The sequence below is a fragment of the Pseudomonas sp. T1.Ur genome (assembly GCF_023516725.1).
Lineage (GTDB): Bacteria > Pseudomonadota > Gammaproteobacteria > Pseudomonadales > Pseudomonadaceae > Aquipseudomonas > Aquipseudomonas alvandae.
This window is the reverse complement of sequence record NZ_JAMGSN010000001.1, coordinates 4,096,860-4,112,333: the sequence shown is the minus strand read 5'-3', so window position 1 is coordinate 4,112,333 and position 15,474 is coordinate 4,096,860. Positions and strand designations below refer to the sequence as shown.

Annotated in this window: 16 protein-coding genes; 5 read left to right on the top strand and 11 right to left on the bottom strand. The window is 62.7% G+C overall.

Annotated elements, in window-relative coordinates; translation table 11 throughout:
- Nucleotides 1-8 precede the first annotated feature (8 nt).
- The 10 genes from M8Q45_RS18345 to M8Q45_RS18300 form a co-directional block, all read right to left on the bottom strand.
- Nucleotides 9-1,157 (bottom strand): efflux RND transporter periplasmic adaptor subunit, encoded by a 1,149-nt coding sequence (locus M8Q45_RS18345; protein ID WP_249875867.1) that lies wholly within the window; start codon nucleotides 1,155-1,157, stop codon nucleotides 9-11.
- Nucleotides 1,158-1,312: 155 nt separating this feature from the next.
- Entirely contained in the window at nucleotides 1,313-2,410 is a 1,098-nt protein-coding gene (locus tag M8Q45_RS18340; RefSeq protein ID WP_249875866.1) for a DUF1513 domain-containing protein, read from the bottom strand.
- 2 nt (nucleotides 2,411-2,412) lie between these two features.
- Entirely contained in the window at nucleotides 2,413-3,477 is a 1,065-nt protein-coding gene (locus M8Q45_RS18335; RefSeq protein WP_249875865.1) for an imelysin family protein, read from the bottom strand.
- Nucleotides 3,478-3,505: 28 nt separating this feature from the next.
- Nucleotides 3,506-4,933 (bottom strand): di-heme oxidoreductase family protein, encoded by a 1,428-nt coding sequence (locus M8Q45_RS18330; protein ID WP_249875864.1) that lies wholly within the window; start codon nucleotides 4,931-4,933, stop codon nucleotides 3,506-3,508.
- Between the two features lie 245 nt (nucleotides 4,934-5,178).
- On the bottom strand, nucleotides 5,179-6,519 hold the full coding sequence (locus tag M8Q45_RS18325) for a sensor histidine kinase (RefSeq protein ID WP_249875863.1): 1,341 nt from the start codon (nucleotides 6,517-6,519) through the stop codon (nucleotides 5,179-5,181).
- Nucleotides 6,520-6,587: 68 nt separating this feature from the next.
- Nucleotides 6,588-7,025, bottom strand: a complete 438-nt coding sequence (locus M8Q45_RS18320; RefSeq protein ID WP_249875862.1) for a Spy/CpxP family protein refolding chaperone — start codon at nucleotides 7,023-7,025, stop codon at nucleotides 6,588-6,590.
- A 273-nt stretch (nucleotides 7,026-7,298) separates the two neighbouring features.
- Nucleotides 7,299-7,976, bottom strand: coding sequence for a response regulator transcription factor (locus tag M8Q45_RS18315; RefSeq protein ID WP_249875861.1), 678 nt, complete (start codon nucleotides 7,974-7,976; stop codon nucleotides 7,299-7,301).
- A gap of 7 nt (nucleotides 7,977-7,983) precedes the next feature.
- Nucleotides 7,984-8,394: an SH3 domain-containing protein gene (locus M8Q45_RS18310; RefSeq protein ID WP_249875860.1), complete on the bottom strand. Its 411-nt coding sequence runs from the start codon at nucleotides 8,392-8,394 to the stop codon at nucleotides 7,984-7,986.
- 115 nt (nucleotides 8,395-8,509) lie between these two features.
- Nucleotides 8,510-8,809, bottom strand: a complete 300-nt coding sequence (locus M8Q45_RS18305) for a YciI family protein (RefSeq protein WP_249875859.1) — start codon at nucleotides 8,807-8,809, stop codon at nucleotides 8,510-8,512.
- A gap of 1 nt (nucleotide 8,810) precedes the next feature.
- Nucleotides 8,811-9,407 (bottom strand): septation protein A, encoded by a 597-nt coding sequence (locus M8Q45_RS18300; protein WP_249875858.1) that lies wholly within the window; start codon nucleotides 9,405-9,407, stop codon nucleotides 8,811-8,813.
- A gap of 87 nt (nucleotides 9,408-9,494) precedes the next feature.
- On the opposite strand from M8Q45_RS18300, the gene M8Q45_RS18295 reads away from it, so the two are divergent.
- The 5 genes from M8Q45_RS18295 to rluB all read left to right on the top strand — a co-directional run bounded on the left by M8Q45_RS18295 (nucleotide 9,495) and on the right by rluB (nucleotide 14,245).
- Nucleotides 9,495-10,358: a PHP domain-containing protein gene (locus M8Q45_RS18295; RefSeq protein WP_249875857.1), complete on the top strand. Its 864-nt coding sequence runs from the start codon at nucleotides 9,495-9,497 to the stop codon at nucleotides 10,356-10,358.
- Between the two features lie 13 nt (nucleotides 10,359-10,371).
- Nucleotides 10,372-11,001, top strand: a complete 630-nt coding sequence (locus tag M8Q45_RS18290; RefSeq protein WP_249875856.1) for an L-threonylcarbamoyladenylate synthase — start codon at nucleotides 10,372-10,374, stop codon at nucleotides 10,999-11,001.
- Complete coding sequence (locus tag M8Q45_RS18285) at nucleotides 11,002-11,832, top strand: segregation and condensation protein A (RefSeq protein WP_502940351.1); 831 nt, start codon at nucleotides 11,002-11,004, stop codon at nucleotides 11,830-11,832.
- Nucleotides 11,833-11,843: 11 nt separating this feature from the next.
- Nucleotides 11,844-12,773 (top strand): SMC-Scp complex subunit ScpB, encoded by a 930-nt coding sequence (scpB, locus tag M8Q45_RS18280; protein ID WP_249875855.1) that lies wholly within the window; start codon nucleotides 11,844-11,846, stop codon nucleotides 12,771-12,773.
- A gap of 236 nt (nucleotides 12,774-13,009) precedes the next feature.
- Nucleotides 13,010-14,245 (top strand): 23S rRNA pseudouridine(2605) synthase RluB, encoded by a 1,236-nt coding sequence (gene rluB, locus M8Q45_RS18275; RefSeq protein ID WP_030142493.1) that lies wholly within the window; start codon nucleotides 13,010-13,012, stop codon nucleotides 14,243-14,245.
- A 227-nt stretch (nucleotides 14,246-14,472) separates the two neighbouring features.
- On the opposite strand, the gene M8Q45_RS18270 is transcribed toward rluB, so the two are convergent.
- Complete coding sequence (locus tag M8Q45_RS18270; RefSeq protein WP_249875854.1) at nucleotides 14,473-15,438, bottom strand: M29 family metallopeptidase; 966 nt, start codon at nucleotides 15,436-15,438, stop codon at nucleotides 14,473-14,475.
- Between the last annotated feature and the right edge of the window lie 36 nt (nucleotides 15,439-15,474).

Genomic DNA, 15,474 nt, shown 5'->3' with positions numbered 1-15,474 from the left:
TTCCTTGATCAGTCCGCGCGCGGCGTGCTGTTCTGTTCGGTCAGGGTCTTGTCGTCGCTGATGGCGATGGACGTGCCGTTGTCGAGCTTGAGCTGGCCGGCAATCACCACGTCTTCACCGCTGTGCACGCCCCTGGTCACCAGGACCTGCCCGTCGCGACGCTCACCGGTCTCGACGAAGCGCCGCTCGGCGATCAGGACCGGCTGGCCCTTGTCATCTTTCTCGACGCTGCCATCGGCGGCTTTCTTCTGGGTGACCACGTACATCGAGTTGCCGTAGAGCGTGTAGGTCACGGCGCTCTCCGGCACGACGATGCCGGCGGCCACGTCTGGCAAGACGACCTGCAGGTTGGCAAACATGCCGGGCAACAGCTTGCCATCGGGGTTGGCGAGGGTGGCGCGCACCAGCACATTGCGGGTGCTGTCCTCGACCTTGGGGTTGATGGCGCTGATGGCACCGACGAACGTCTGGCCGGGATAGGCCGAGACGCTGACATTGATCGGTTGGGCGACGGCCAGTCGGGGCACCGTCTGTTCGGGAACGTAGAAGTCTACGTACAGGCTACTGAGGTCCTGCAGGGTGGCGATCACCGTGCCGCTGGCCAGGTAGTCGCCAACGTCCACTTGGCGAATGCCGATGGTGCCGCTGAACGGCGCGACGATGTGTTTCTTCGCCAGCGATGCCTTGAGCTGGTTGACCGTGGCCTGGTTTTTCTTCAATTGGGCCGCGAGCCGATCGAATTCACCTTTGGAAATCGCCTGGCTTCCGACCAGTTGTCGACCCCGGCCGAAATCCAGCTGCGACAGGCCAAGGTCAGCCTGGGCGGTTTCCAGCAGGGCGCTTTCGACTTCGCTGTCCAGCTGCAGGAGCGGTTGGCCGGCCTTGACCTTTTGTCCCGATTCGAACTGCAGCTTTTGCACCGTGCCGGCAATCTCCAGGCTCAGGTCAACGCCTTGCAAGGCCTTCAGGCTGCCGACGGTGGGCAGGCGAGACTGCCAGGGTTGCTCGGTGGCCTTGGCCACGGCAACGCTGACGGGCGGTTTCGGGACAGAAAACATCTGGATCTGCTGGTAGATGGAGAAGGCCTTGTAGCCTGCCAGCAACAGCACCACCAGCAGGACAACACCCAACATGATCAGCATGCGGCGTCGCAGCATGTTCCACTTCCTTGGAAAAGAGCTGAGAGAAAATACAGATAGGCGGGCACATTACCCTGTGCGCGCGGGGTATTCCAGATGCTGGCAGGGCGGTGGGGCGTAGGATTCTTCCGAAAAGTCAGGGCGCCCAGCACCGACCGCCTTCGCTTCCCCGCTCAGACCAGATGCAGATGGTTGTCCCAGAGCCCTGCCGGCAGGTCCAGCGGTTTCGCCACCCATTTCGATTGCCGGCAATCGTAATAGCGGCAACGTCCCTGGCCTGACGTCACGACGAAACCGTCGGCCACCGCGCCCACTCCGGCGCAATCCGGTAACGGCGCGTCCAGGCGAACTTCGCCGCTGTCCAGGTCCCAGATGAAAAAGCGATTGCCCCGTGGCGCCGTCAACGCCACCAGGCGCAGTGCGCTGTGCACGGCCACGCTGGCGGTATAGTGCCCCATGGCTTGCAGTTGGTGTTCGGGCACCGGGAAGGCCTGGAAGGGTTGGCCCGGTCGTTTGATGGCCAGCAGTTCCGACGGCTCGTGTGCGGCGCCCATGAATTGCTGGCCGGAGACGATGGTCCCGTCGCTGGCGATGCCCAAATGGCGCACGCTGTTCATCTGCTGGGCGAGGGTTTCCTTGCTCAGCAGCGTGCCATCGCGCTGCATCAGGACCAGGCTCGGCTCCATGGCGTCAAGGTTCATTTCGACCCGACTTTCGGCCTCGGTGCGAATGCCGCCGTTGGCGACGACCAATGTCTCGCCGTCGGGCATCCATGACACTTGATGGGGACCGATGCCGTGGGTGGAGATTTCGCCGCTGTGGACCAGCCGCTCGCCTTCGAAACGATACACGCCCAGCAGGCCACGCCCCGGGTCGCGGGTGTCGTTCTCTGTGGCGTACAACCACTCGCCACTCTTGTGGATCACGGCATGACCGTAGAAATGCCGGTTCGGCAACGAGGCGATGGTCTGCAGCAGCGTCCCGTCGCGCAGGTCGATCAGATAGCTTTCGGTGCCTGGACGGCGGGCAACGAACAGCGCGATCGGCAGCGTCGGGTGGTTGATGATGTCATGGCAACGCTGGCCGACCTGGGTGGCGAACACCCGGGTGCCGTCCAGTCGATAGCCGACGGCGAAGTGATTGCCATCGCCATCGTCCCGTGCCGAAAGCAGTAGCGGACTCTTGTCCTTTTGCTTGAACAGCGTCCAGCCGCCCAGGGTAACGGCACCCAGCAGCAAGCTGCCGAGTGCCAGAGCCTGACGTCGAAACATGATCAATCACCGTCGTTGGCGTTAAAGCCCAGTTGAATGCCCAACGCCTTGGCCAGTTCGCCTTCGTGCAGGCGGTGGACAACGTTGAGGCTGTCGTACAAATCGTTGAGTTGCTGGCGCCCGGCGTCGTCGTTGAGCATATCGGTCAGCGAGCGCTGGCTGCTGGCGAACAACTTCAACGAGGCATCGTAGGCAGCATCGATCTTGTCCGCCAACGGCTTCTGATCGCTTGGCAACAGACCGCGCAGGCCTTTGTTATCGACGCCGACCCACACGATCCTGGCGGCGCTCAGGCTGGCTTCCAGACCTTGCAGTGACGATTGGCTGCGCCAGGCATCGGCCTGGAACGGTTGCGGCACGCCCTTGCTCTGGCGGCCCATTGGCGTGCCGAGCTTTTTCTTCAAGGTGTCCAGGGCGGTGACCTGGACCCGCAGGAGATCGGCGATTGCCTCGTGGGAATCGGCGTAGCGCTGGTTGGGAAACTTGCTCATCTGGGCGAGCATGCCGTCGTTGGTGTTCCAGCGGGACAGGATTTCTTCGGCCAGTTGCTTCTGGCGTTCACCGATGGCGGTGAGCAACGGGCAATACTTGGCTTTCTGGGCGCTGTCGGCCATGTCGATCTTGGCGTCGAACAGCAGGTATTCGTAGGCGGAGAGCCCTTGCACGACCACACTGGACTTGGCCAGGCCGGCGGCGTCGATCTGCGGCTCGCTGTTGACCAGTTGCTCGACCTGACGGCCCACCAGGTTTTTCTTGTCGGGCCAGAATTGGACCTGCCAGGCACGGTTGCCCTCGGCCAATGGACCGATCAGCAGCGGTTGCAGTTCGGCCCAGGCTTTTTGCGCCTTGAGGAAGTCGGCGCGGGCGGTCTCCAGGGTTTCCTTGCCTTGGCAGAACGCCAAGGCACTGGTCGCCAATTGCCGGTCGGCCTCGACCCAGCGGCTGTAGGTCGGCAGGATCACTTGCTTGGCAATGGCCGCCGACGTGACCGCCTGGGGATCCTGGGGCGAGCAGGCACCGAGGGCGAGGGCGGCGAGGCTGGTGAACAACAGCTTGGGACGGAACATGTCGGGCTCCCGTTTCAGGAAATTACGTTTAAAGGGAATTCAGGAAAGCCAACAGCGCAGCGCGCTGCTCGGCGTTGAAAGCTAAGACCTGTCGCTGCGCCGCCTGGGCTTCGCCGTCATGCCAGAGCACGGCTTCGAGGAGGTTGCGGGCGCGACCGTCGTGCAGGAACTGGGTATGACCGCTGACGGTTTCGGTCAGGCCGATACCCCACAACGGCGGAGTCCGCCAATCGCGGCCGCTGGCCTGGAACTCGCTGCGGTTGTCTGCCAGGCCTTCGCCCATGTCGTGCAGCAGCAGATCGGTGTAGGGGCGGATGATCTGGTTCGCCAACTCCGGCTCGGCAGCGGTGGCGGACGTGGTGTATTGGGGGGTGTGACAGGACTGGCAACCGGCCTGGAAAAACAGGTTCTTGCCCGCCAGCACCTGGGGCGAGTTCACGTCGCGGCGGGCCGGCACGGCGAGGTTGCGGCTGTAGAACAACACCAGGCGCAGAATATTGTCGCTGACTTCCGGCTCGCCCTTCGGACCGTTGCCGTTGGGCGCGCGCTTGCAATCGACCTGGGCCTCGGTGCAATCGTCGACCGGACGCAGGCTGGTCGTCAGGCCCATGTCGCCGGAAAACGCATGGACGTTCTGTTGATTGAGGTTCGGCTGCCCGGCCTTCCAGCCGAAACGCCCCGGCACGGTCTTTTGCTGGACGTCGTCCCAGACCCTGTTCAGACGGCCAGCAATCCCGTTTTTGTCCCGTGCCTGAGCCTGTGCATTCGCCAGGATGGCGTCGTCGGGGATGGCTTCCAGCAAACCCAGGCCGATCATCGGCGGTGCGACGCGGGCCGAAAAGCGCGTGTCGGGGTGCATCGGGCCATACCCCAATTGGCTGATCTGCAAGGTCGGCTTGCGCAGTTCCACGACGGTGCCGTCGTTGAAACGCACCGGGACCGGCGAGTAGTCGACCCGCACCTTGCCTTCTGGCGCAACGCCTGGCACGGACATGTCCTGCAATTGTCCGCCGTAGGTCGGTTCCGGCACGACGCCGAGCTGTTCGATGACCTTGGCGTAGGGTGGCGCGTCAGGAATCGACAGGCGCACCAGCATCGATACCGCGCTGGTTGCGTCTGGCGCCGGCGGGTGGCCGCGACCGTCCTTGATATGACAGTTCTGACAGGCATTGGTATTGAACAAGGGGCCGAGGCCATCGCGGGCAGTCGTCGTCGAAGGGGCGATCACCCAAGGGCTGCGGAAGAAACTGTTGCCGACGCTGAAATCCACGCGCCGCGAGGGCGGCAGGTTGGCCGAAGGCAGGGAAAAGGCATTCTGGTCAGCCTTGCGTACCGTCGCGTTGCCACCGGACTTGGCTTCGCCGGGCTCGGCCTGGGTGAAACGCGGGGCGTCGTCGCAGGCACTCAGGCCCAAGGCCAACAGCAGAGCGCATAAGCGAAGAGGCAACGACGGCATTGGAAATCCTGCGGGACGAGTGAAACGCGGGCGCAAAGTCTAACAGGGCGGGGCGGTTTGAATAAGAGGAATTATCGTTTGGTTTGATCGGGGCTGTATGGTTCTGACGCCATATAGGAGCCATGTAGGAGCTGCCGAGTGCAACGAGGCTGCGATCTTGTCCCAGACGATTGAATCTGGAGCGAAAGATCAAAAGATCGTCCGAACGCGGCCCGAGCCTTCGGCAGCTCCTACAGTGCGGTGTGTTACGGGAGGACGACAGCCCCTGGCACCAACGGCAATTCCAGCGTCGCGATGAACCCGCCCTCGGGATGGTTGGCCAATACCAGCGCTCCGCCGTGGCGTTCGGCTGCGCGGCGGGCGATCGCCAGGCCCAGGCCGTGACCGGCAGCGGTCTGGCCGGGCGCGCGATAGAACGGTTCGCCCAGTTGGCCCAGATGCTCGGCCTCGACGCCCGGCCCATGGTCACGCACGCTGATCAGGATCCGTTCCCCTTGCTGAACCGCACGCATCTCGACGGGTTGCCCATTTGGACTGAAGCGCTGGGCGTTGCGCAACAAATTGTCCACGGCACGCTCGATCATCGTCGGCCAACCCTTGAGGGTCAGGTCCGGCTGGGTTTCCAGCTGCACGATTTGCTCCGGCGAAGCCATCTGGGCATCTTTTTGTAAATTGATCAGCAGCCCGTTGAGATCGACCTCTTCGGCACTGGCATTGTCGGCATCGACGCGAGCCAGGACCAGAATTTCACTGATCAGCGCTTCCAGGCGATCACACTCACGCGTCAGGCGCGGCCAGAGCTTTTCGCGCTCCTCGGGGCTGGCGCGCTCCGCCAGTGCCAGGGCGATGCGCAGCCTGGCCAGGGGCGAGCGCAATTCGTGGGAAACGTCGCGCAGCAATTGGCGCTGGCTGGCGATCAGGCTTTGCAAGCGCGCACCCATGCGGTTGAAATCCGTGGCCAGCACACCAAACTCGTCTCGGCGGTTGGCCAGCTTGGCGAGGCTGTTCTGCTGATAGGCGGCTTGCCCCAGATCATGCACCGCGCCGCGCAGGCGGCTCAGCGGCCGGGTGATGGACAGGGTCACCAACAGGCTGAACAGGGTCAGCACCACCAGTGCGATCGCCAGTGCGCTAAGGGGCCAGAGCAGGCTTTCGCGATGCCAGGCGTCCAATTCGGGATGGGGAATGCGGTAGATGAACAGGTACGTGTCGCCAGTCTTGGCGCTGGTGAACTCGTCGGTCAGGCGCCGCCAGGGCAGGCGTCGGTCGTCGTTGTTCTGGCGCGCCTCGAACGCGGCGGCACGGTGAGGAAAGGTACCTCGCACCACCGGGTCGCCACTTTCGTTGAGCACTTGGACGTCGATGTGGTACTGGCGCTTGCGCTGTTGGAGGATGTCTTGGGCGGCGTCTTCGCCCTGACTTTCGTACGTCTGCGTCCACTCTTCGGCCAGGGTGTTGAGACCGGGATGACGGCTGAGGATCCAGGCGTCCTGGTTCAACATGTGGCCCATCAGAATCGAAAGTCCCGCCACCAGAGCGATGGCCAGCCAGAAACTGGCCAGGACGCGCCAGAACAATGAGCGCACGGATTTATCCTCGAAAACAAAGAAAGCCCAACGGCGGTGTGCCGTTGGGCTGGTGGTACTTCAGGGCATTATTGCGCTTTTTGCGGCTGTTGCGCTTTCCAGGCCTTGAATTCGGCCCACTCGGCCCGACGTTCGGCCTGCTTCTTCTGGATCGCGTCGAATGCTTTCTGTTGTTCCGGCTTCAACAGTGCGCGGATCTGCGCATCGACCTTCTGGTGCCGAGCCTCCCTTTCATCCTGCATGGCTTTCTGGTCGGCTGGCGACAGCTTGGCCAGGTATTTGTCCACCAGTTCACGTTGTTCGTGGCGTTGTTCACCCATGATCCGACGGATCTGCTGGCGTTGCTCGTGGCTCAGGTCCAGTTGGCTATAGGGGCCTCTGTCGTGCATCTGGCCACCGTGGCGCGGGCCGTCCATCGGGCCCATCGGGCCAGGACCTTCGGGCATGGCCATGGCGACGGTCGGCAGCGCAGCGGCGAACATCAGGGCGGTGAGGGTCTTGCGCATGGTGTTTCTCCTTGTCTCGTTCCCGGTCAGTTCCGGATGTGTCCAGATTACGGAGATCAAGGTCAGCGGCGGTCAGGGGTGGGTAAAGCTTGGGTAAAGACGGTTTGGTGCGGACCTGACAAAACGAGGAGTCAAACACAAATCCCCGTGGCGAGGGAGCTTGCTCCCGCTGGGCTGCGAAGCGGCCCCAAAGATCTTGCGGTTGCTGCGCAACCGAGCGGGAGCAAGCTCCCTCGCCACAGGGCTGGCCATGTCCCTCGGTCCAAGCTGCGTTCAGAGGCTGTAGTAATAACCCCGGCTACGCAGCGCCACGATCCGTGGCCGGCCGTCGGGGTGGGGGCCGATTTTCTTGCGCAGGTTGCTTACGTGCATATCGAGGCTGCGGTCGTACAGGGTCAGCTTGCGGCCCAGGGCGAGCTGCGCCAGCTCCTGCTTGTCCAGCGGCTCGCCCGGCTGCTTGAGCAGCGCTTCGAGCAGACGGCTTTCGGACACGGTGAGGGTTTGTTCCTGCTCGTCGATGCTGACGACGCCGCGTACCGGGCTGAAGGTCAGGTCGCCCAGTTCGATCTGGCTGGACACGGCCGTCGGATGACTGCGTCGCAGCACCGCGCGCAGGCGGGCGGTCAGTTCCCGTGGGTCGCAGGGCTTGGCCAGGTAGTCGTCGGCGCCCAGTTCCAGGCCAAGAATGCGGTCCAGCGGCTCGCCACGGGCCGAGAGCATCAATACCGGCAGATCCGGATGATCGTTGCGCAATTGCTTGAGCAATTCCAGGCCGCTGCCGTCGGGCAGCATCACATCCAGCACCACCGCCGCCGGGGCGGTTTCAGCCAGGGCCTTGCGGGCGCTCAGGCCATCGTGGCAAGCGCGGACCTGGAAACCTTCCTGGCCCAGCCAACTGCCGAGGAGCTCACACAGCTCCTGGTCATCATCTATCAGTAACAGCTCGCTCATGACTCACTCAATTTAGCCATTGCCGACGTTGTCTACGTCCACCGCTGGCAAAGATACCGCAGAGCAGGGCCAATAGCGCTACCCCGGCGCCCACCACGAACCACTGCTGCTGATCGGTCAGCAGGCGTGGCAGGGGACTGGCCTGGGCTTCCTTGAGCTGCAGTTTCAAGCGCTGGTTTTCCTGGCGCAACCGCCCCACCAGCGCGCTTTCGCGTTCGCCGTTGGTGTTCTGTAATTGTTGGGTGAGCTCTTCACGCATGCGCTCGCTGTCTTTCAAGCGTTGCTGCAATTCGGCGATCTGGCCGCCTGCGCTCAGCGACAAGGGCGTCGAATGGCCGGCTTCGGCGGTTTCCTCGCCATGGGCGGGCGCCCCGATCGCCAACGTGACCAACAACAGGCACAACGGACCTTTGCGCATTGCAGCTCCTGAATTCCAATCGAGATTTAGCAGATTAGACAGGTTGTCGGCAGGCGGACGAGAACAATGAGCCATTGGGCGCAATGAGCCAGGAAGGCTCATCGCGCCGGGGGATTTACGGCAGGACTTGCTTGAACGGCTTGACCTCGACATTGGCATAGACGCCAGCTGCCACGAACGGGTCGGCCTTGGCCCAGGCTTGCGCGGCGGCCAGGGACTCGAACTCGGCCACGATCAGGCTGCCGGTAAAACCGGCGGCGCCCGGGTCGTTGCTGTCCACCGCCGGATGGGGACCGGCCAGCACGATGCGGCCTTCGGCCTTGAGCTGTTGCAGGCGCTCCAGGTGCTCGGGGCGGGCAGCCAGGCGTTTTTCCAGGGAGTTGGCGACGTCGGTGGCGATGATGGCGTAGAGCATGTCAGTCCTCGGTTTTTGGCGTGGTGGGGTCGGCATCGTGCAAGTGACGGGACAGGTAGATGCCCTGGCCAATCAGGAACAGCAACGTCATGCCCAGGCTGCCGAACACCTTGAAGTCGACCCAGTATTCCTGGAACGTGAACGCAACGAACAGGTTGGCGGCACCACAGAACAGGAAAAACGCGATCCAGGCGATGTTCAGGCGGGTCCAGACCAGCTCGGGCAGGTTGATGGCGTGGCCCATGATGCGCTTGATCAGCAGGCGGTCGCCGATGAAGTGGCTGCCGATGAAGGCCAGGGCGAACAGCCAGTTGACCACCGGGGCTTTCCATTTGAGGAAGGTCTCGCTGTGGAAGGCCAGGGTCAGGCTACCGAATACAAGGCAGGCGATCAGGGTCAGCCACTGGCTCTTCTCCAGCTTGCGCTGGGAGATGAACAGCGCGCCGTAGACCACCAGGGAACTGATGATCAGCACCGCGGTGGCGCTGTAGATACCGCCTACAGTCAAGGACTGGCCGGCGATATCGACGGTCCGGGGATCAAGTTTGTAGACGATGAAAAACAGCAGGAGCGGGATGAAATCGATGAATTGTTTCACAGTGGCAGCCAGGAGCAGGATGTGGCGGCATAATAACAAACATCCTTGGCCGCGATAGGGCCAGCTGATTTGAGGTAACAAAGTCCCGTGAATGTTGATTTGCACTGCCATAGCACGGCCTCCGATGGCGCCCTGGCGCCTGCGGTTCTGGTGGCGCGGGCGTTCGAGCACGGCGTGCGAGTCCTGGCCCTGACCGATCACGATACCCTCGAAGGCCTCGACGAGGCCCGCGGCGCCGCGACCGCGCTGGGCATGCAGTTGGTCAACGGGGTCGAGCTGTCCTGTACCTGGGGCGGGGCGACCATTCATGTACTGGGCTACGGTTTTGATGTGACGGCACCGCCCTTGGTCCAGGCCATCGCCGAGTTGCGCGATGGTCGTTGGCTGCGCTCCGAGGAGATCAGCCGCAAGCTCGCCCTCAAGGGCATGCCCGGCGCGCTGGAAGGCGCGCGGCAGATCCAACAGGAATTGGGCGACAGCGGCAACGCGCCGGCCCGACCGCATTTTGCCGACTGGATGGTGCGCGAAGGTTTCGTCAAGGACCGCGCCGAAGCCTTCCGCAAATGGCTGGGGGCCGGCAAGCTGGGGGACGTCAAGCAGCACTGGCCGACGCTCGAGGAGACGGTCGGGACGCTGCGGGCCGCTGGCGCCTGGATCAGCCTGGCCCATCCCTGGCACTACGATTTCACCCGCAGCAAGCGCCGCCGCCTGATAGCCGACTATATTCAAGCAGGGGGCCATGCCATCGAAGTGGTCAATGGCCATCAGCCGGCCGAGCAGGTCGGCAGCCTGGCGATCCTCGCCCGGGAGTTTGGACTGCTGGTGAGCGCCGGCAGCGATTTCCATGGCCCGGGGGGCTGGTCCGAGATTGGCGAATACCGCCCGTTGCCGGAAGATCTGCCACCACTATGGTGTAGATTCAAACATGATCCCGTTATCGCCGCCGTCTGAACAGGTAGAACACGTGAGTCAATTTTTCCAGATTCATCCGGAAAACCCGCAAGCGCGCCTGATCAAACAGGCCGTGGAAATCATCCGTGGCGGTGGCGTGGTGGTTTATCCCACCGACTCGTCCTACGCCATTGGTTGCCAGATCGGCGACAAGAATGCCGTCGAGCGGGTCAGACGCCTGCGTCAGCTGGATGACAAGCACAACTTCGCGCTCATCTGCAGCGACCTTTCGCAGTTGGGGCTGTTCGCCAAGATCGACACCGGTACTTTCCGTCTGCTCAAGGCCCATCTGCCCGGACCCTATACGTTTATCCTGAACGCTACCCGGGAAGTCCCGCGGCTGTTGTTGCATCCAAAAAAACGCACCATCGGCCTGCGCGTGCCGAGCCACCCCATTGCCCTGGCGCTGCTGGCGGAGCTGGGGGAACCCTTGATGAGCGTGACGCTGATCATGCCCGGCGAGATCGATCCGTTGACGGATCCCTACGAAATCCGCCAGTTGCTCGAGCATCAGGTCGACCTGATCATCGACGGCGGTTTCGGTGGCATGGAGGCCTCCACCGTGATCAACCTGGCCGACGGCGAGCCGCAGGTGGTGCGCGTCGGCTGCGGCGACCCGACGCCGTTCATGGTCGAGGCCTGAATGTCCGTTGTGGAAACCGCCGTCGACAGCGTGGACAGCCAGGCTGGCGCGCAACAGGAGCTGCCATTCGCGATGGTCTATGGCCAGGCGGTCATGGAAATGCCCCTGGACCTGTACATTCCGCCGGATGCGCTGGAGGTTTTCCTCGAAGCCTTCGAAGGCCCGCTCGACCTGCTGCTGTATCTGATCCGCAAACAGAACATCAATATCCTCGACATTCCCGTGGCGGAAATCACCCGCCAGTACATGGGCTACGTCGAGCTGATGCAGTCGGTGCGCCTGGAACTGGCGGCGGAGTACCTGGTGATGGCGGCCATGCTCGCCGAAATCAAGTCGCGCATGCTGCTGCCGCGTTCGGCCGAAATCGAAGAGGAAGAAGACGATCCACGGGCCGAGCTGATCCGGCGCTTGCAGGAATACGAGCGCTTCAAGGTGGCCGCCGAGGGCATCGACGGCCTGAGCCGGGTTGGGCGCGATGTGGTGGTGCCCAAGCTCGATGCCCCCGAGGCGCGGGCACGCAAGTTGTTGCCCGACGTCAGCCTGGAAGAGTTGCTGATGTCCATGGCCGAGGTCCTGCGCCGGGGCGATATGTTTGAAAGCCACCAGGTCAGTCGCGAAGCGCTGTCCACCCGCGAGCGCATGAGCGATGTGCTGGAACGGCTCAAGGGCGGCGGCTTCGTCCCCTTCGTCGAGCTGTTCACCGCCGAGGAAGGGCGGCTGGGCGTGGTGGTGACGTTTATGGCGGTCCTGGAATTGGTCAAGGAATCCTTGGTCGAGCTGGTGCAGAATGAGCCGTTCGCAGCGATCCACGTGCGAGCCCGAGCCGAATAACGAGCAAATCAATGAATCTGACTGAACCCCGCGAGCTGGCCCCCTTGCTTGAAGCTTTCCTGTTGGCCTCGGGAAAGCCGCAATCGATGGAGCGTCTGTTTGAACTCTTCGAAGAAGGCGAGCGGCCCGAGCCGGCCGTGTTCAAGAAAGCGCTGACATTGCTGGGAAAATCCTGCGAGGGTCGGGCTTTCGAGCTCAAGGAAGTGGCATCCGGGTACCGCCTGCAAATCCGTGAGAAGTTCGCCCCATGGGTCGGGCGCCTGTGGGAAGAACGGCCGCAGCGTTATTCCCGGGCGCTGCTCGAAACCATGGCGCTGATCGCCTATCGCCAGCCGATCACTCGCGGCGAGATCGAGGATGTGCGCGGCGTGGCGGTCAACAGCAACATCGTCAAGACCTTGCTGGAGCGCGAGTGGATTCGCGTCGTCGGTTATCGCGACGTGCCGGGCAAGCCGGCGATGTTCGCCACCACCAAGGCCTTTCTCGATCACTTCAACCTGAAGAACCTCGATGATTTGCCGCCGCTGGCGGAACTGCGGGAGTTGGAACCCGAGCCGATGCTGGAATTCGACGACGCTCCGGTGCCCCAGGGCTTGCAGGAACTGGCCGACGCCAGCGCCGAGCCTGAGGAGCCGAAGGAAGAGACCAGTTTCCATTCGTTGCTGCTGGAGCTGGACACGATGGAGGAGGGCTTGAAGACCGACTTCGACGACCTGCTGCGTGAAGGTCCTGGTCCTGAGGGCGAGACGGATGAGCTGGCGCCACCTCTCAGTGAAATCGAGCACACGCCGGCGCCCGAGCCCGAGGAGGACATCCTTGGCGTCGCCGAAGCCCGGGAAAAATTGCTGGCCGCCGTCGCCGCCCTTGCGCCGACGGAACCCGCACTGAGCGACGAAGAGGCCGAAGCGATCGAGAACGAACGGCGCCAGTTCGACGACTGATCCAACTGATTTGGAAACGCTGGCTCCCACAGGGGGCATTCATTAAGTCCCCGCCAAGCCGGGCATCACCAGTCGGCGGAAAAAGCGCCGGACGCTGGTTGATCAGCTAGTCTCTGATGCGCAATCACCTCAACGAGCGTATGATTCGCGACCCTTTGGCGATCCCTTCGCCGAAAGACCTGTTTTTCAAAGTGTCAGGCCAAGCCTGGCTCGACCACACCGGGAGGTGCCCAGAAATGAACGACCAAGACCAGAACGACAGCCAGGAAATCGGCCCAGCAGGCGAAAAACTGCAAAAAGTCCTCGCCCGCATTGGCGTCGGTTCGCGCCGTGACGTGGAAGCCTGGATCACCCAGGGTCGCATCAAGGTCAACGGCAAAGACGCCACCTTGGGCCTGCGCGTCGACATGCACGACGCCATCACCATCGATGGCAAGGTGATCAAGCGCGAAGAGGCCGCTGAAACGGTGCGCCGCGTGATCATGTACAACAAGCCCGACGGTGAGATCTGCACCCGTGACGACCCGGAAGGCCGTCCGACCGTGTTCGACAAGATGCCGCGCCCGAAAGAAGGCCGTTGGATCAACATCGGTCGCCTGGACATCAACACCACCGGTTTGCTGATGTTCACCACCGACGGTGAGCTGGCGAACCGTCTGATGCACCCGTCCTACGAAATGGACCGCGAATACGCCGTCCGTGTGCGTGGCGAAGTCGACGACGAGATGATCGAGCGTCTCAAGGCCGGCGTCGTGCTGGAAGACGGCCCCGCGCGTTTTACCGACATCAAGCAGGCGCCGGGCGGTGAAGGTTTCAACCACTGGTACCACTGCGTGGTGATGGAAGGTCGCAACCGTGAAGTGCGGCGCCTGTGGGAATCCCAGGGGTTGGTGGTCAGCCGCCTGAAGCGCGTGCGTTTCGGCCCGGTGTTCCTCAACTCCGACCTGCCGATGGGCCGGTGGCGTGAAATGACCCAGCAGGAAGTCGACATCCTGGCGGCCGAAGTGGGCCTCAAGCCTGTGGCAATGCCACAGATGACCGCCAAGAGCAAGGACAAGCTGGAGCGGATGCAGCGCAAGTCCTCGCGTCCGATGGGCAAGACCGAGCGCGTGCGTACGCTGCGTCCTGCGGCCGACGGCGTAGCGACCGGCCCGCGTCCTTCCCGCGAGCCGCAGATCGAAGGCGAACGTCCGGCCCGCAAGCCAGCACCACGCCAGGACGGCGAGCGCGGTCCGCGTGCGCCACGTCCGGCCAATGGTCGTACCGAGCGTGGCGAAGGGCGTGGAGCCCCGGCTGGTCGCGGTACGCCAGTGGCGGATCGCCCGGCCGACACCAAGCGCCCGGCCAAGCCTGCGCCGAAAAAGCGCCCGGGCATCATCCTGGCTGACCGCGACGCACCATCGGGCAAGCGCCGTGGTGCCCCGGCAGGTTCGGGACAGCGTCCGGGGTTTGGGCGTCGTAAGCCGGAGTGAGGCAGCTGTGAGTTTCTAGCTGCAAGCTGCAAGAAAAAACGCCGACCGTTGGGTTGGCGTTTTTTTTTGGCCTGCCTTTAAGTGATGCAGTGCCTTTGAGTCCGTCTTCGCGAGCAAGCTCGCTCCCACAGGGACCGCGTCGAGCACGGACCCATGGTTCACTGAAGATCAACTGTGGGAGCGAGCTTGCTCGCGATGGCGCCAGCAGCCCCACCATCGATTTCAACCTAAAGCACAAACCGCCCATCAAACATCGGCTCATTATCCAACGCCAGCACACCGCTTTCGAAAATCAGATCCAGGTGATGGCTGCCCTTGGCGCCGCCACCGAGCCCCAGGTGCAGGCCGCAATGGCGCTCTTCGAAACCGGCGTTGCGGGCGTACAGGCTCTTGACCCCTTCGTTGGTGCCGATCCCCAGTTCTTCGATGCGTCGATTGGATGGGTTGGCGTCCAGGTACCGGTTGAAATCGTGTTCCAGCCCCGGGACATCGGTGGCGATTTTCTGGATCGTGGAGTCTTCGATCCACAGTTCCAGCGGCGACTGCAGCACGCCATATTTGCGTGCGAAGGGAATCGTGCTCAGGAAAGTCCCTACGAATTTCACCCGGCCATTGATGGTGTCGCTGTGGGTGGCGATTTCGCCGGGAGCCAGGTCGTAATTGCCGACGCCATTGATGTCGGTCCACTTCTTGACGTTGTGCAGCGCGGTGTCGAAATACGAGCCGTGTTCATCCTCGAAGCTCAACGTCGTAGCCTGGGACATGCGGCGGATCAGGTGGCTATTGAGCCCGGCGATCCGTTGGGGAATGACGCTGAAAGTGTCGTAGAAGTAGTCGCCATAGTCCTTGAACAACAGCGATTTTTTCCAGTTGTCCGCCATTACGCCTTGCAGCGCGCGGACAAAATCCGGGCCATCGGGGCGTGGGTTGGGAAGGGTGGATGAGTCGTAGAAGAAAATGTACAGGTCGCTGTCGGCGATGGCCTGGGACAGGCGCTCCGTGGGTTCGAGGTCCAGGCGCATGGCGTTGAACCTGAACGGCGAAGTGCTCCCGGCTTGTTCTGCAATGCTACCGGCCAGCGCTTCGTAATCGGCGGTGTGGCCGAGCAATACCTTGGCGGGCTGGACACCGGCCAGGGCAGGATGATGTTCGAGGTAGTAAAGGAAATGTGAGATGGCTCGTTGTGTGTCCATGCTTATTCTTCCCTGACGATTGATTTGGCTTCCTGA

Coding starts and splice junctions, on each gene's coding strand:
- M8Q45_RS18345 (WP_249875867.1), bottom strand. CDS start 1,157: ATGCTGCGACGCCGCATGCTGATCATGTTGGGTGTTGTCCTGCTGGTG.
- M8Q45_RS18340 (WP_249875866.1), bottom strand. CDS start 2,410: ATGTTTCGACGTCAGGCTCTGGCACTCGGCAGCTTGCTGCTGGGTGCC.
- M8Q45_RS18335 (WP_249875865.1), bottom strand. CDS start 3,477: ATGTTCCGTCCCAAGCTGTTGTTCACCAGCCTCGCCGCCCTCGCCCTC.
- M8Q45_RS18330 (WP_249875864.1), bottom strand. CDS start 4,933: ATGCCGTCGTTGCCTCTTCGCTTATGCGCTCTGCTGTTGGCCTTGGGC.
- M8Q45_RS18320 (WP_249875862.1), bottom strand. CDS start 7,025: ATGCGCAAGACCCTCACCGCCCTGATGTTCGCCGCTGCGCTGCCGACC.
- M8Q45_RS18315 (WP_249875861.1), bottom strand. CDS start 7,976: ATGAGCGAGCTGTTACTGATAGATGATGACCAGGAGCTGTGTGAGCTC.
- M8Q45_RS18310 (WP_249875860.1), bottom strand. CDS start 8,394: ATGCGCAAAGGTCCGTTGTGCCTGTTGTTGGTCACGTTGGCGATCGGG.
- M8Q45_RS18305 (WP_249875859.1), bottom strand. CDS start 8,809: ATGCTCTACGCCATCATCGCCACCGACGTCGCCAACTCCCTGGAAAAA.
- M8Q45_RS18285 (WP_502940351.1), top strand. CDS start 11,002: ATGTCCGTTGTGGAAACCGCCGTCGACAGCGTGGACAGCCAGGCTGGC.
- scpB (WP_249875855.1), top strand. CDS start 11,844: ATGAATCTGACTGAACCCCGCGAGCTGGCCCCCTTGCTTGAAGCTTTC.
- rluB (WP_030142493.1), top strand. CDS start 13,010: ATGAACGACCAAGACCAGAACGACAGCCAGGAAATCGGCCCAGCAGGC.
- M8Q45_RS18270 (WP_249875854.1), bottom strand. CDS start 15,438: ATGGACACACAACGAGCCATCTCACATTTCCTTTACTACCTCGAACAT.